Raw genomic sequence first — 15,804 nt, forward strand, 5'->3', positions numbered from 1 at the left:
ACATATTAACGTTTAACTGATTAAAAAAAAGTTGCAATTGCAACTTTTTTTAATGCTTAATTTTAGCAAATTTTGTTCAGATTAAACTAAATGTTTTCGTATTTACCGACTTAAACAGCTTACTTTCTTTTATTTGTGAGATACATATAGTTGTGTAAAAATTAGCAATTATGTTTTCGTGTTTTTTTAACCTACAATAGAATAAATAAAGCTTTTTAATTATCATTTATAGGACAAATTATCCCTCAAAATTTTCATTAAACCATTTTAATTGATTGTAGCTGTTGATGAACTTTAAACGCAAATCCAAGAGTTTTTGTTCGGCTTCTAGCAATTTATTTTCACGCGAATTGATTAAAAAAAGTGAACTTTCTCCATTGCTGAAACGTATTTCTTCGGCATATAACAAACGCTTGTAGTTTTCAATATTGTTTTGCATTACCTTTATTTGTGTTTGATAACTTAAAACTTCGTTTTTATAAGCCGTAATTTTCGCTTGTAATTCTTGCTGTTTATAATCAATATCTAATTGATTCTGTTCAATTTTATACTTTGCAATTTTATAATCTGCTCGGGCTTGTCTTAAAAACAGCGGTATTTCTAACTTTAAACCATATTGATAATTATTTTGAAAAAAAGGAATCAACTCTGCCCGGTAATTCTCTTTATTAAAAAAGTTATAGGTAAAATCTAATTTGGGTAATAAACTTTGTTTTTTCAATCGGCGCTCGCTTTCTAAAATGTTGTTTTTTTGCTGATAGTACTGCAAAGCGGCATGTTGGTTCATGCTTCTTTGATCAATCAAAGCCAACAAAACACCATAATTATCATACGATTCTGCTTGTGTAATACGTTGTGAAGGAACGATTAACTGCTCTATATTATAAGGTTGCTGGTTTTCGGTCCATAAAAACAATGAAAGTTCTTGAGTAGCTTTTAAAAAACTAAGATATGCGTTTTCTTTTTCCACCACAAAACTTTGTAATTGCGAAGCCACTTCGGTGGTATCAATCGCAGCTCTTTCGCCATATTCGTAGGTTTTTTTGGTAAGAATAAACCGCTGCTCATTTACAGCAACCGTTTGGCTTTGCAGTAAATAGTTTTCATACAACCGCACCCAGTTCCAATATGCATTATCGGCATTCAGCAACAATTCGTTGGTAAGCAGTCTTTGTTCTGCCTGAGTCATTTCTAAAGCAAATTTTGCTTGGTCTAACAGCGCACGGCGTTTGTCGTACAAAAGATTTTTAGCCAATGGTAAAGTCACTCCAAATTGATACAAACCTCCTTTTGTATCGCTGTTGTTCAATTTTTCTCCATTGATGTAATTGTAACTTCCGCTTAATTCGATACCATACCAAGTTGGAATATCAAGTCCCACATTGGTTTCTTTGTAATATTGTGTGCCATCAATTGTTTTTGAACCATTTTTTCCATCGACCAATGGATCAAAATTGCCACGAGCCTTTTGGATTTCTGCTTCGGCTATTTGGTTCTGCAAACGATACGAATAGGCCAACGGATGATAGCTTTTTACAATGGAAATAAATTCTTTATGACTCATGCGCAACGTATCTTGCCCAAAAACAAAAAAGGTGCAGAAAAACATTAAGAAGGTAACAACCCATTTATTTCTTTTTTTCATCTTTCTTTTCAGATTTATCAGGTTGTACGGTATAGTAATCGGCTGGGAATCCATTAATATTTCGCCATAATTCATACCAAACCGGCACATCGTTTAAAATAGCAATTCCTTGCACACCGGCACCAATTTTTATTTGCGGAGGCCAAGGTTTTTTGCCTTTTTCTTCAACTACCAAAGCTTTAAAAAGTCCGTTTGCATTAATATTGCTTTCTACAGCTATTACTTTTCCGGCAAAGGTTCCGTAGCTTGTATTGGGCCAACCTGAAAAAACAATGGCAGGAAAACCATCGAAAATACACATGACACGCTGTCCGGGTTTTACCAGAGGCAAATCGACAGGTTTTATATAGATTTCAACTGCATAATCAACGTTTAAAGGCACAATGGAACCGATGCTTTCGCCGTCTTTTAAAATTTCCCCGATCCCCGATTTGTGAAGTTGTACAATTTGACCATCTTGTGATGCCAACACATGATACAACCCTTGACGGATTTTGTAATTCGACATTTGATTTTCAAGCTTTGCAATTTCGCCAGAGCTGCTTTCAATTTGTCCCATACTTTGAAAACGATCGCCCTGAATTTTACTTAGCTTTTCGGTATAATCCTGTATAGTGGCGTTTTGTTCAATGGTTGTTGCAATAACTTCTTGACGGGTTTGTGCCAGTTTGTTTTCGGCTGCTGTTTTTTTCGCGAGCGCATTTTGGTAGGATACGCTTCGTTGCTGAAATTGCGTAAGCGAAACCAAACCTTCGTTGTACATTTTTTGCTGGCGTTCGTATTGATCGGCCGATAAAGTTAGCGCATTTTCCGCCGCTTTTAATTCAGCTTCTTCTGCAGCTAGTTTATTATTTAACTGCTGAATTTTTACCTTTAATTGTTGCAATTTCAATTCGCGTGCGCTATTCAGTGCTTCAAGTTGTGCGTTTGTTGTACCTACTTTTGCTTCATAAAAATCACGAACCCCTTTTTTGGCCGCTACTTGTTCTTCAGTTCTATCGATAAGCATGGGATCCATATAGTCTTCTTTCACCTCAGAAAGTTTCAGAATAGTATCTCCTTTTTTTACAAAATCACCGTTTTTAACATACCATTTAACGATACGTCCGGGAATGGGAGAATTTAGCTGCTGTGGTCGTTGCTCTTGGTAAAGCGTAGTAACGGTTCCAGCGGTTTTAATATTTTGGGTCCAAGGCAAAAAAAGGGTAATGATAGCCAATGCCATAAAAATGTAGAACCACCTTTTTACTCTTGAATTTCGATGTACGTGGTATATATTTTCAAAAGATTTCGGTTTCATTGGTGCTGTTGCTTTTTAATTTTTAAAATAGGTTTATTTTACTTGGAATACACTGCCATTTTGAACAGAAAAAATATGGTCAGCAATGCTTTCTAATTCTTTGCTTTCAGATACAATAACGATTGTTGTTTCTGATTTTATCTTTATTAGATAGTTCATCATTTTTTCTATGAACTCTTGGTTCATTCCATCCACAGGATCTTCTAACAACAATAAACGTTTATTGCCTAGCATGGCACGCAAGAGCAGAATTTTTTTTCGCGAACTAAATGATAATTCGGTATCGGTTTCGCTTAATGGTGTTAACAAACCTTGTGTAAATTGACTTGAAAAATCTTCCACGCCCCATTCTTCCGCTAGGTTTAGCACATCTTGCGTTTGAAATTCTTCTTTATTTAGAGTGATATTTTCTAAAAGAGATGCTTTAATAATGTGCATATCTTCCAGATAAATACCCGTTTGTTCTCTAAAAGCGGCTTTATCTATATTATTAAATGGTACTTTGTCAAACATGATGGTTCCATTGGTTGGTTCATAAAAACCTGCCATCATATTTAATAATAAAGATTTCCCCGATCCTAAGTATCCTTTGATAACATTTATGGTATTTTTTTGTATTTCAAAATTTAAGTTGGAAATAATTGGCTTTTGGTCGTAAAAATGGATACTTACATCTTTAAACGCCATTTCAATACCTTTCTTTTTGTTTTTAATTTCAATGTCTGAATTATGCTCTTCGGGCAGTTCGGTAATTTTGCTTAATTTGGTTAACGAAGTTATCACGTCGTAATAACTTTCTAGGCTTTTAATAAGCTTCTCAACCGCTGTAAGTATGGTTAAAACAACTATTTCAGCCGCAACGAATGCCCCAATGTTTAACTCTTGATTGATCAATAAGTAGGTTCCTATGGAAAGCATTAACAGGGTAATTAAAACTTTAAAAAGAACAATGGTCCAATATTGAAAAAGCAGTACTTTAAAATGACTTGTTCTATGATTTAGATAAGAAACAATGCGATTATCTGTACCCCGCAAATGAGTGTGACTTTTTGAATTGATTTTAAAAGTCTTAACCGATCCGGCAATATCTTCAAGCCATGATGCTACCTCGTATTTTTTATCACTTTCTTTTAAACTTGATTCAATACCAGAGCTTGATGTAAATCTAAAGATTAAAAGTACCAAAATACAAACCAAAGCTCCAAATACTAGAAACCATGGATGGTAGAACGATAAAAGTAAAATTCCAAAAACAATTTGTATTAAAGCTGTTGGAATTTCGAGCAAAATTTTCGATATCCCTTTTTGCAGATTAGGTACATCAAAAAAACGGTTCACCAATTCAGGTAAATAATATTTTTTGGTAGATGCTAAATTGATTTTAGGCAATTTATCAGCGATGGCTAATGAATATTCTACAAATAATTTTTGTTGAATTTTTTCGATAATTTGCATCACTCTTATACGGAAAAATCCGGCTAAAAAAGTTCCAAAAACCACGAAGCCTATTAAAATATAAAGCGAAGTGACCATGGTTGCGCCCATCACATAACTTACAATTGCTTGTATGCCCAAAGGTATGCTTAATTGCACCAAACCACTAAGAATGGCATATATGTATATACTTGCCACATCTTTTTTTTCTTTTGTTACATAAGTAAACAGCTTTTTACTGTTGAATTCTGTTTGTATATTTTTTGCCATAAAAACGCTCCTAACAATATTTTACTAAATTGGTCTATTTTTATACTAATTATATAATATTTAGTTTGTAAAAATATAAATACTTCTCTAAAAAACTAATGCCCTAAGGTGTTAATTACATCTTAAAAAAAAGAGTAGTGCTTAAAAGAAAAAGGTGATGTAAACATTCATTTACATCACCTTTGGTTATTTTATTTCATTTGATTATTTGCCTGCAACCCACGTTCCCGTGATATTTCCTGCTGAAGTATTTATCCAAGTTCCAGATCCTGATGATTCAGTTATGTTTCCTACAAATCCTCCCCAATCAATCTGGTTTAAATAAAGGATTCTTATGTTAATTTCTCCCTCAATCGTCACTTTTCCCTTTAAACTCATATCAGACTCTGGAAAATTATCAGACTCAATTGTTCCAATAATTGATCCATCATCTTTAATACTAAATTCGATAATTCCTGAATCACCACCAGAATAGCTTCCAGACCAAGGTCCTTTATACTTTGAATATGGTGTAGTTTTAACAATCGGATCTTCTTCTTCGTGACATGAAACAGCTAAGAATGTTAATGGTAAACATATTAATAAAAGTGAAAATACTTTTTTCATAGTTAATTATTTATAGTTTAGGTATTTTTATGCTAATGTACTATTTTTTTGTAATTTACAATGATAAAAAAACTTTTTTTTTAAACCAAACTATTCCGACAAATTTTCTAACATCTCTTGGGTCATGCGTTCTAAATCGTAGTGATGTTGCCAATTCCAATCTTTTCGGGCTTCAGAATCATTAATGCTACTTGGCCAAGAATCGGCAATTTCCTGACGGAAATCGGGTGCATAAGATATCTCGAAACCTGGTTTTTCTTTCGCAATAGCTGCTGCAATTTGTTTTGGTGTAAAACTTATCGCAGAAAGATTATACGACGACCGAATCTTTATTTGTTCTTTATCAGCCTGCATAATTCCTATGGTTGCACGAATGGCATCATCCATATACATCATTGGCAATTCGGTGTTTTCACTTAAAAAACAAGTGTATTTGTTTTCTGCTACTGCTTTGTAATAAATATCAACCGCATAATCAGTTGTTCCACCACCCGGAGGCGTCTTCCACGAAATTAATCCCGGATAGCGGATAGAGCGCACATCAACACCATATTTATTAAAGTAATACTCACACCAACGTTCACCAGCCTGTTTAGAAATTCCGTAAACGGTCGATGGTTCCATAACGGTGTATTGTGGCGTGTTTTGTTTTGGAGTTGTTGGTCCAAAAACCGCAATGCTTGATGGCCAAAAAATCTTTTTTATCTTACCTTCTTTTGCTAAATTCAGTACATGGAAAAGCGAATTCATGTTCAAATCCCATGCAAAAGCCGGATTTTTTTCTGCAGTAGCAGAAAGCAAGGCTGCCATTAAATAAACCTCTTCAACCTTATATTTATCAATCAAAGCTTCCACTTGTTCATAATTCATAGCATCTACTAGTTCAAAAGGTCCTGTTTTAAAAACGTCTTGTTCGCCTTTCCGAATGTCTGATGCTATTACGTTTTCTGTTCCGTATATTTCGCGTAATTTTAAGGTAAGTTCAGAGCCAATTTGGCCGCAGGCTCCAATGATTAGTATTTTGGTATCGTTCATGTTGTTTAATTTCTTTTACAAAGATAGCCTTTGTAACTATTTTTTTTTAATCTTTTGCAAAAATTCCTCAAAAGCACCTTAATATTTGTTTTTTAAACGAATTCGTTCCGCCAATATTAGTAATTTTGTAGTTTGATTTACAGAACATTTTTATGAAATATATATTTCTTTTAATACTGCTTACAACAGCTACCATTAGTTGTAAAAAAGAGGTTGTTGTAGCACCAAATGCAACCAGCAAGATTTCACAAGACTCTATGGTTAAAAATATACACCAAAAATGGAAATTTACCGTAGCAGCTACAAACCCTGCGGTTACTTCTAAATTAAACAGTTGGGATGATTGGCGCAACTATGTGAATGAGCTCACCATTGCGCCGAATGCCAGTTTGGCAAATTTAACCCGAAAAGCCAATGCTCTGGTAGAAAAATCGGCTGTTTTGAAAAAAAACATACCCGAAATGTACAACAGACCAGAAACTAAAGCACGAATGGCATTGCTTGAAACCAATATTCAAAATTTGGATATGTTGCTAGAATTAGAGCCTTTAAACAGCAAAGAAATCATTCATTTGCTTGCTAATATTCAAAAAAACACGAATTCTATTTTGTATCAATTCAATGAATTTGAAATAAAAGCAAAAATTCCAAAAGAATCTGGCGAAGAACAACTTATTCAACCAATAGACACTATTAAACGTGCCACTTTAAATGCCTTACCACAAGAATAATGAGTATTAAAAAAGTATTTGAACAAGCAACCAAAACACAACAACTAAAGCAACAAATAAATAAGTTAGGCAATAAAATTCATGCAAAAGGATTTATTGGCTCGGCATTGTCGTTTCAAATTCAGGCGTTGTTTAAAGAGTCCGACCAGCATTTTTTATTGATTTTTAATGATAAAGAAGAAGCGGCTTATTACTTGAACGATTTAGAGCATTTGATTTCAAAAGATTATGTGCTGTTTTATCCGGGATCGTACCGTCGTCCGTATCAAATCGAAGAAACAGATAATGCCAATGTGTTGTTGCGTGCCGAGGTTTTAAACCGATTGAACGCACGAAAAAAACCGGTTGTAATTGTTTCATATACCGATGCGTTGTTTGAAAAAGTGGTTACGCGCAAACAATTGGACAAAAACACGTTGAAAATCGCCGTTAACGATAAAATGACGATTGATTTTGTGAACGAAGTGTTGTTTGAATACAATTTTAAACGGGTAGATTTTGTTTCGGAACCGGGCGAATTTTCAGTTCGTGGCGGAATCATCGATGTATTTTCTTTTTCGAATGAAAACCCGTATCGAATTGAATTTTTCGGAAATGAAATAGACAGTATCCGTACTTTTGATGTGGAAACCCAACTTTCGATCGAAACCAATAAAAAAATCACCATTATTCCGAATGTAGAAAATAAATTTTTACAGGAAAACCGGGAAAGTTTTCTAAACTACATCAGTCCTAATACGGTTTTGTTTCTTCAAAACACCATTTTGGTCAAGGAACAACTCACTAAAATGTTTCAGAAAGCAACCGAAGTGTTCGATAAACTCAATAAGGATGTTCAGCATTTAAGCCCCGAACAAATGTTTTTGCCTTCGGCTGAATTTCTTCAAAAAGCCGATGATTTTACGGTGGTTGAACTAGCACAGCAAAACTTTTTTACACCTAATTTTTCGGTTGATTTTCATTTTAATCCGCAACCGTCGTTCAATAAGCAATTCGATTTATTGATTGAAAACCTAAATCAAAATACCGAAAACGGATACACCAATTATCTGTATTGTTCAAGCGAATCGCAAAGCAAACGTTTCGAAGAAATTTTCAGTAGCTTAAAAGATCAAAACAAAAGCATTCAGCAATACAAAACCGTTGTTATGCCTTTGTTTCAAGGGTTTATCGACAAAGAAAACCAAATTGCTTGTTATACCGATCACCAGATTTTTGAACGCTACCACAAATTCAGCATAAAAAACGGCTACACCAAAAAGCAAACCATTACGCTAAAAGAGCTAACCACGCTTTCTGTGGGCGATTATGTAACACATATTGACCACGGCATTGGAAAGTTTGGCGGTTTGCAAAAAATTGATGTGGAAGGCAAAAAACAAGAAGCCATAAAACTGGTATATGCCGATAACGATATTGTGTATGTTTCGATACATTCACTGCACAAAATATCAAAATACAACGGTAAAGAAGGGGCGCCACCAAAGATTTACAAAATTGGCTCTGGTGCATGGAAAGCCTTAAAGCAAAAAACAAAAGCGCGCGTAAAACACATTGCGTTTAACCTTATAAAACTGTACGCAAAACGCCGACTAGAGAAAGGATTTGCGTGTGCACCCGACAGTTATTTGCAGGCAGAATTAGAAAGTTCGTTTATTTACGAAGACACGCCCGACCAGTTAAAATCTACTATTGATGTGAAAACCGATATGGAAAGCGAACGTCCAATGGATCGATTGGTTTGTGGAGATGTGGGATTTGGTAAAACCGAAGTTGCCATTCGTGCCGCTTTTAAAATGGTCGATAACGGCAAACAAGTCGCCGTATTGGTGCCAACAACTATTTTGGCATTTCAACATCACAAAACGTTTACCGAGCGTTTAAAAGATATGCCTGTGAATGTGGCTTATTTAAACCGATTTAAAACCGCCAAACAAAAAGCCGAAACCTTGAAAGAATTGGCAGAAGGCAAAATTGATATCATCATTGGAACCCATCAATTGGTCAATAAAAACGTGGTTTTTAAAGATTTGGGATTATTGGTGATTGATGAAGAACAAAAATTCGGAGTTGCCGTAAAAGACAAACTAAAAACCATTGGTGAAAATATTGATACGCTAACGCTTACCGCAACACCAATCCCACGAACCTTACAGTTTTCGTTAATGGCAGCGCGCGATTTATCGGTAATTACCACGCCGCCGCCGAATCGTTATCCCATCGAAACTAATGTGATTGGGTTCAACGAAGAAGTTATTCGTGATGCCATTGCGTACGAAATTGAACGAGGCGGGCAGGTTTATTTTATCAATAATAGAATTGAAAATATTAAGGAAGTCGCAGGAATGATTCAACGTTTGGTTCCAAATGCAAAAGTGGGAATCGGTCACGGACAAATGGAAGGGAAGAAGTTGGAAGACTTGCTTTTATCGTTCATGGAAGGCGAATTTGATGTGTTGGTTGCCACAACGATTATTGAAAGCGGATTAGATGTTCCTAATGCAAACACCATTTTCATTAATAATGCCAACAATTTTGGTTTGAGCGATTTGCACCAAATGCGCGGTAGAGTTGGGCGAAGCAATAAAAAGGCGTTTTGTTATTTTATCACGCCGCCTTACAGTGTAATGACCGAAGAGGCGCGTAAACGAATTTCAGCATTGGAACAATTCAGCGATTTAGGCAGTGGATTTAATATTGCCATGAAAGATTTGGAAATTCGTGGTGCAGGCGATATTTTGGGTGGCGAACAAAGTGGTTTTATTAATGAAATTGGTTTTGAAACCTATCAAAAAATCATGAATGAAGCCATTGATGAATTGAAAGAAAACGAGTTTAAAGATTTATACGAAGAAGAACAAAATATAGACACCAAAGAATATGTAAAAGATATTGTGATAGAATCTGATTTCGAGATTTTGTTTCCAGATGAATACATCAATAATGTTTCTGAACGATTAACGTTGTATAACGAACTGGCAACATTGAAAACCGAAGAAGAATTAATTGCTTTTCAAAACAAATTGATTGACCGTTTTGGCGCATTGCCTAAACAAGCCTTGAATCTGTTAGATTCGGTTCGAATTAAATGGATTGCATCAAAAGCTGGAATTGAAAAATTAGTGTTGAAACAAGGCAAAATGATTGGCTATTTTGTAAGCGACCAACAGTCCATGTATTATCAATCGGCACAATTCCGCAAAGTGTTACAGTTTGTTCAGTTGTATCCAAAACTAGCCACATTAAAAGAAAAACAAACCAAAAACGGCTTGCGATTGCTTTTAACGTTCGATCACATCAAATCAATCAGTAAAGCGTTAGAGAACCTTCAAAAACTACAGCAACTATGAGAAATCTATGCCTTTTAATACTTTTACTTTTTAATAATTTATCGGCATTTGCGCAAGACACATTGGTTTTGCCTTATAAACCCATTGTTAAAGATGCCCACTATGCCGGCGGAAACACCGAAGATTTGTACTATTACGTAAACAACAATTTCAATTACAACAACGTAAAAAAGGAAGATATACCAGCAGCTGCTAAAAACAAACCTTATTTTGTTTTTTATGTGGTGTTTGCAGTGAGTGAAGACGGCAAAGCATTTGAATTTTCACCTAAAGAAATTTTGGCCGAAAACAGTTTTTATAAAGAAGCCGTTCGTGTAATTGCATCAACCCGTTGGAATGTTGCCACAAAAGACAACGAATATAAAAAACAATTTATGGTGATTCCCATAAAAGCAAATATTGGGGATTTTTAGTATCGCTTGATTAAAGAAAACAATGAAAAAATAAAATTATTCCTCCAATATATTTAATAATCCTATTTTTGCGGTATGAAATTTTCTGAAATCGTTGGTCAAAACCATTTAAAAAACCACTTAACGAATAGTGTACAAAAAGGCAGAATTCCTCATGCCCAACTTTTTATTGGCCCCGAAGGAAGCGGCACTTTGGCAATGGCAATTGCTTATGCCCAATACATTATTTGCAATAATCAAGGAAATGAAAACGAAGGCGGAGCAGCTGCCTGCAATTTAAAGTTTGACCATTTGCAACATCCCGATTTGCACTTTGTGTATCCTGTTGCAACAACCGATAGCGTAAAATCTACACCTGTGAGTAGCGATTTTTTAACTGTGTGGAATGATTTTATCAAACAAAACCTATATGGTTCGGTAAATGATTGGTACGAAGCTATTGGTATTCAGAAAAAACAAGGAAACATTTCGGTGCACGAAGCGGCAAGTATTCTAAAAAAATTAGCTTTGAAACCTTTTGAAGGTGGTTATAAAGTAATGATTGTGTGGATGGCTGAAAAAATGAATACTGAAACCGCAAACAAACTGCTAAAAATATTAGAAGAGCCAACCGAAAAAACTATTTTTCTATTAATCGCAGAAGATGAAAAAGCGTTGTTGCAAACCATTGTGTCTCGTTGCCAGGTTCTGCATTTTACTGCTTTGAACGAACAAGAAATTTTTCAAGCACTTATTGATAGAGAAAATTGCGATGAAGCAGATGCTTACGGAATTGCTAAAGAAGCACAAGGCAATTATAACAAAGCACTAAAATTGCGGTACAATATCACTAGCGAATATCCTTTTGATGAATGGTTTGTCACTTGGGTACGAGCAGCTTTTAGAGCAAACAAAAACGCACGTGTTGTAAACGATTTAATAAAATGGAGCGATGAAATTTCGGCCATTGGCAGAGAAAAACAAAAACAGTTTTTAAACCATTGTATGGAGCTTTTTCGTCAGGCGTTATTACTGAATTACAGCACACCGAAACTAGTGTATATGCAGCCCAAAGTGGAGGGATTTAACTTGCAGAATTTTGCCCCTTTTGTCAACGAAAACAATATTTTAGACATCTACAAAGAAATCGAAGACGCTATTTACCATATTGAACGCAACGGAAACGCTAAAATTATCCTTACTGATTTATCCATTAAATTAACCCGATTGATTCATAAAAAGTAAAATTACAAAGTGTTTACCCCCCAAACTTTTTCACTTTTACTTGTTTTTGTTGTACTTGTATCACAAAATCGGGGATGGTAGTTATCGCACCAGACTGAATTTGAACGCTTTGAGTTACTTCTTTGCAAAAAGTATGTTCTGGTAAAGAGTGGGTATCTATGGTAACTTCATAATTTCCTGTGGGTAAAAATGCTACAAAATCTGCTTCATCATTGGTAACAACTCTTTGTATAAACTGACCATTTTTGGTGATGATGCATATAATTCCTCCGGTTTTAAAATCGAAATTTTTAACCAATTTTTCATCGTATTGATACTTGATTTTTCCTTTTAAGGTGCCGTTTTGTTGCAAGGGTATAGCCACTTCATTGCTGTAATTATTGATGACACAATTGGTGCTTTCGGCAAACCATCCGTTCTGAAAAACAGCTTGCAAATTATAGGTTCCAAAAGGAATACTTTTGTATTGAATGATTCCATTGGCATTGGTTTTAAAAGTTGTTTTGTTAATAGTAACTAAAAAATCAGGTGCCGACTCATCATCTTCATCAAATATATTATTACTGTTTTTATCGTAAAAAACATGTGCGGTAAGTGTTCCTTTTCTACCTGCCGAAGCTGCTTTTCCACCTAAATTCATACTAAACCCAGCTTCTACAATAAATTGGGTGTTGGTTTGAAAAAAAGTGTTATTGCTGTAACGGAACCATGATGCATTTAAAAAGAACCGATACATATCTGTTGGAGCATAATTCATATTTAGGAAAGCTGAAGGTGTTTCGCCCGAAACGAAATCATTCAAATAAGCCATACCACTTCTCAGCATCAATTTGTTGGAAAAGAATTTATGATCTGTTGCAACCGAGATAGACAATCGTTTGAAATCGTTCTGATTTTTGTTTAACGCCAATAATGAGGTGTATTCAGACAGAAAAAAACTGCCTTGCTGATAAGTTGCGCTGGCATTAAAACCTTTAAAACTGTAAATACTATTCAGCTTAAACTGCGGATACATCTTTGCTTTCTCAGACATTTTTAGCAAACCTTCTTCAATCCCCAAAATAATTGAGTGTTTTTGATTGGGACTCAACCAATTAAAATGCTGCGTAAGACGAAAAGCATCCATCGCCAAAAAACCATTAGGCACAAGCCAGGCAAACGCATCACTTGTTTCTTTATAATATTGAAAACCAAAGCTTTTCCCGATTGATTTTACGCGCGGAAGGGTAAACCCCGTATCCAAACGAAATGTGGTGGTTTGCATATTAAATTGATACGTGAAAGATTCCGGAGCAAAATCGGCATAAAAAATATTGGCAAACACAGTGCGTTCGCGCTTTAGGTTTTTCATGAAATTTTGTTGCACTTGCACCACTCCTCTCCTATTTCCTGGAAAATAATCACTGCTAACATAGTAATTTCCAGACAAGCGGATATTGTTTATGGAACCATTATACTGCGTTTCAAGCGCAAACGAAGGTTGCTTTTTATTGATGCGATTGTAATGACTAAAACCTCCGTGGGCTTTCAACCGAAGACTCCAATTATTGTTGATAAACTGTGCTTTTTCCACACCAAACACCTGATGGGTTGCAGCCTCTATTTTATCTTCCTTAAAAACATAATTAAAACTTTTTTGATTGGATGGATTGTTGGCTCCAAACGTTCCCAAGGCATACACACCAAAACCTCGCTTTAAAAAGGCATCTTGCTCAATTAAATTAAAATTTTCATCGATAAATCCTGCCACAAAACGGTTGTTTAAATTTTTATTGGCCGATTCTAATTGAATTCCTCGTCCAAACAAAGGCATCTCTAAAGGCTGACTTAAATTGCCTATTTTTAATTGATGCTGCTCTAAATGATACGCCAAATAAGTGTTGCTGATTAAGGGTTGGTTTTGACTATCGGTTTTGTAAATATTTCCGTTTACCGATAAATAACCCGCAGGTAAATCCACATCGCCTGAACCCATTAATTGATACACATTGCTGTTTGATCCACTGGTTCGATAGCTGGTTGTAAGCGTGTTTTTTTGATAGTAACGCGAATAGGTTGCACTTTGAGTGTCTTCATAGCGTTTTACCGACGACACATTTTGCACATTTATAGCTAGGTTTCCAAACAATATTTTTTCTGAACTGCGCATTGCTGCTACGTTTACCGTAAATTGTGATTTTTCTAAAAGTGATTTTTCTACCCAAAATTTAAAATCGAATACAGAATCTTTTCGAACATCTATCACAGCAGTTTGCTCGAAAAAATTATTTTCACTTGTTAATTGCGGAATACTAAAAACCACAAAAACTTGTTGCGGTTTGTTGCCCAAATTGCTTATCCGAACTTTTACCGATAGTGAATCGTTGGCGTTAGTTAGAAAAATAGTGGGCGAAACAGCCTGCAAACTCATTGCGTTATTCTCTTCCACGTGTTCTTCCACGCTGTTCGTTGCAATTAATTGGTTGTTATTATCTAAAAGTGTTACTACAATTTCTGCAGTTCCGGCTGTTGCAGCTTTTCCTTTGATTATTTTCAAAGGGATATAAACTTGTTCATTGGGTTGCAGTTGCACCGCTATTTCTGATCCTGAAATGCTTTTAAAACCTTGCGGAGTGGTAATTTGTATAAATCCGCTAAACGGATTTTCAGAACTGTTTTTTAAAGCAACAGTACTGTCAATTATATTGGCTCTTCCCTTTGCAGCTGTTGTTTCCACATGCATTTCCACAATTTGCTGTGCTTGCAATTCGTAGCAAGCAGCAACCATGCACAGCAAAAGCCAAAGCCTTTTTAGGAAGAAATGAAACATGAATTTTGTTTTTTTACTGAGGAACAATCTCGTATTGCAAAGTAGTGGTATATTGTTCTGGTTTTGCGTTTATTAAATTGATATCGTTTGGTTTGGTGGCATACATCATATCAAAATAAACCTGCGCCCCTTGGGTTGATGCTCCTGTTGCTATTTTTTGCGAAGTTGCACTTAACAAAACTGGAAACACCACGGCTTGATTGCCTAAAGTGGGAACCAATGACAAGTTAATCGTATTTAAAGGCAATGTATTATTTGATACCGACAAAAAATGTGGCTGCAAAGAAGCTACTTTCAATTGATAGTTGGTATTTGTAGTCACCATTAGTCCATTTGCATAAGTAGCATTGGTGCCTTGCAAATAATCTTGCTTTGTTTTTAATTCTACCAAACCATTTACCGCATTCGAAGCTATTTTGATAGCCAATTGATTGGTTGGTGTTGGTGGTGTGCCGCTCAAAGTAGCGATTTGCAATCGGTAATACCGCTCTTGTATGCCCTTAACTTGATTTTTATGATCGTAAAATCTAAATTCTAAAACCATTGCAAATTCAGACCAAGTAGTAAATTGTGAAAGATAAGCCCCGCCTTCTACCTTTAAATCAAAAGGAATGTGCAAATTATAATACGGATTTCCACCTGCCGCCACATTGTACAAACCTGCTTGTGACTGAGGTACTAAGAAAACTTCCTGACCTTGTTGTAAAAAAGTTTGCAAAGGCATGCCAATTTGTGTAATTGTAGGCACATTTCCTCCGTTGAATTGTCCGTAGGTGGTGGTGGGCAACAAACTGATTTTATCTGCAGGAAAAATCTGGCTTCCGTTGCTAATTGGTTGTTTCACGCGCACAGAAACCCTCCATGTGGGTAAGTTTAAATTGCCGTTACCATCAATCCAAACTTTATAGGCATTAGTTTTCACAATACCATTGTAAGAGTTAATACTGGCATAGTTGTTACTATCCACATTCAAATTTTGTGCATGGA

11 protein-coding genes are annotated in these 15,804 nt (G+C 35.5%); 4 read left to right on the top strand and 7 right to left on the bottom strand.

Annotated features, from left to right (window positions below; all coding sequences use genetic code 11):
- Positions 1 to 238: 238 nt before the first annotated feature.
- From NPX36_RS03725 to NPX36_RS03745, 5 genes are all read right to left on the bottom strand, one after another.
- On the bottom strand, positions 239 to 1,645 hold the full coding sequence (locus NPX36_RS03725; RefSeq protein ID WP_257500072.1) for a TolC family protein: 1,407 nt from the start codon (positions 1,643 to 1,645) through the stop codon (positions 239 to 241).
- Positions 1,629 to 2,945, bottom strand: coding sequence for an HlyD family secretion protein (locus NPX36_RS03730; protein ID WP_257500073.1), 1,317 nt, complete (start codon positions 2,943 to 2,945; stop codon positions 1,629 to 1,631). Before NPX36_RS03730 ends, NPX36_RS03725 begins: the two co-directional genes overlap by 17 nt.
- Positions 2,946 to 2,978: 33 nt before the next feature.
- A complete protein-coding gene (locus tag NPX36_RS03735) occupies positions 2,979 to 4,649 on the bottom strand; it encodes a peptidase domain-containing ABC transporter (protein ID WP_257500074.1) in 1,671 nt (556 codons plus the stop codon).
- Positions 4,650 to 4,853: 204 nt separating this feature from the next.
- Positions 4,854 to 5,255: a hypothetical protein gene (locus NPX36_RS03740; RefSeq protein ID WP_257500075.1), complete on the bottom strand. Its 402-nt coding sequence runs from the start codon at positions 5,253 to 5,255 to the stop codon at positions 4,854 to 4,856.
- 90 nt (positions 5,256 to 5,345) lie between these two features.
- Positions 5,346 to 6,290 (bottom strand): NAD-dependent epimerase/dehydratase family protein, encoded by a 945-nt coding sequence (locus tag NPX36_RS03745; RefSeq protein ID WP_257500076.1) that lies wholly within the window; start codon positions 6,288 to 6,290, stop codon positions 5,346 to 5,348.
- 152 nt (positions 6,291 to 6,442) lie between these two features.
- On the opposite strand from NPX36_RS03745, the gene NPX36_RS03750 reads away from it, so the two are divergent.
- The 4 genes from NPX36_RS03750 (at position 6,443) to NPX36_RS03765 (ending at position 12,008) form a co-directional block, all read left to right on the top strand.
- Positions 6,443 to 7,021: a hypothetical protein gene (locus tag NPX36_RS03750; protein WP_257500077.1), complete on the top strand. Its 579-nt coding sequence runs from the start codon at positions 6,443 to 6,445 to the stop codon at positions 7,019 to 7,021.
- Positions 7,021 to 10,371, top strand: coding sequence for a transcription-repair coupling factor (mfd, locus tag NPX36_RS03755; RefSeq protein WP_257500078.1), 3,351 nt, complete (start codon positions 7,021 to 7,023; stop codon positions 10,369 to 10,371). Before NPX36_RS03750 ends, mfd begins: the two co-directional genes overlap by 1 nt.
- Entirely contained in the window at positions 10,368 to 10,784 is a 417-nt protein-coding gene (locus tag NPX36_RS03760; RefSeq protein ID WP_257500079.1) for a hypothetical protein, read from the top strand. Before mfd ends, NPX36_RS03760 begins: the two co-directional genes overlap by 4 nt.
- Before the next feature lie 75 nt (positions 10,785 to 10,859).
- Positions 10,860 to 12,008, top strand: coding sequence for a DNA polymerase III subunit (locus tag NPX36_RS03765; protein ID WP_257500080.1), 1,149 nt, complete (start codon positions 10,860 to 10,862; stop codon positions 12,006 to 12,008).
- Positions 12,009 to 12,021: 13 nt separating this feature from the next.
- On the opposite strand, the gene NPX36_RS03770 is transcribed toward NPX36_RS03765, so the two are convergent.
- Together NPX36_RS03770 and NPX36_RS03775 are read right to left on the bottom strand one after the other, a co-directional pair.
- Entirely contained in the window at positions 12,022 to 14,817 is a 2,796-nt protein-coding gene (locus NPX36_RS03770) for a COG1470 family protein (protein ID WP_257500081.1), read from the bottom strand.
- Between the two features lie 13 nt (positions 14,818 to 14,830).
- Positions 14,831 to 15,784 (bottom strand): hypothetical protein, encoded by a 954-nt coding sequence (locus NPX36_RS03775; protein WP_257500082.1) that lies wholly within the window; start codon positions 15,782 to 15,784, stop codon positions 14,831 to 14,833.
- Positions 15,785 to 15,804: the final 20 nt, after the last annotated feature.

It is taken from the genome of Paenimyroides aestuarii, from assembly GCF_024628805.1.
GTDB classification, from domain to species: Bacteria; Bacteroidota; Bacteroidia; order Flavobacteriales; family Flavobacteriaceae; genus Flavobacterium; species Flavobacterium aestuarii_A.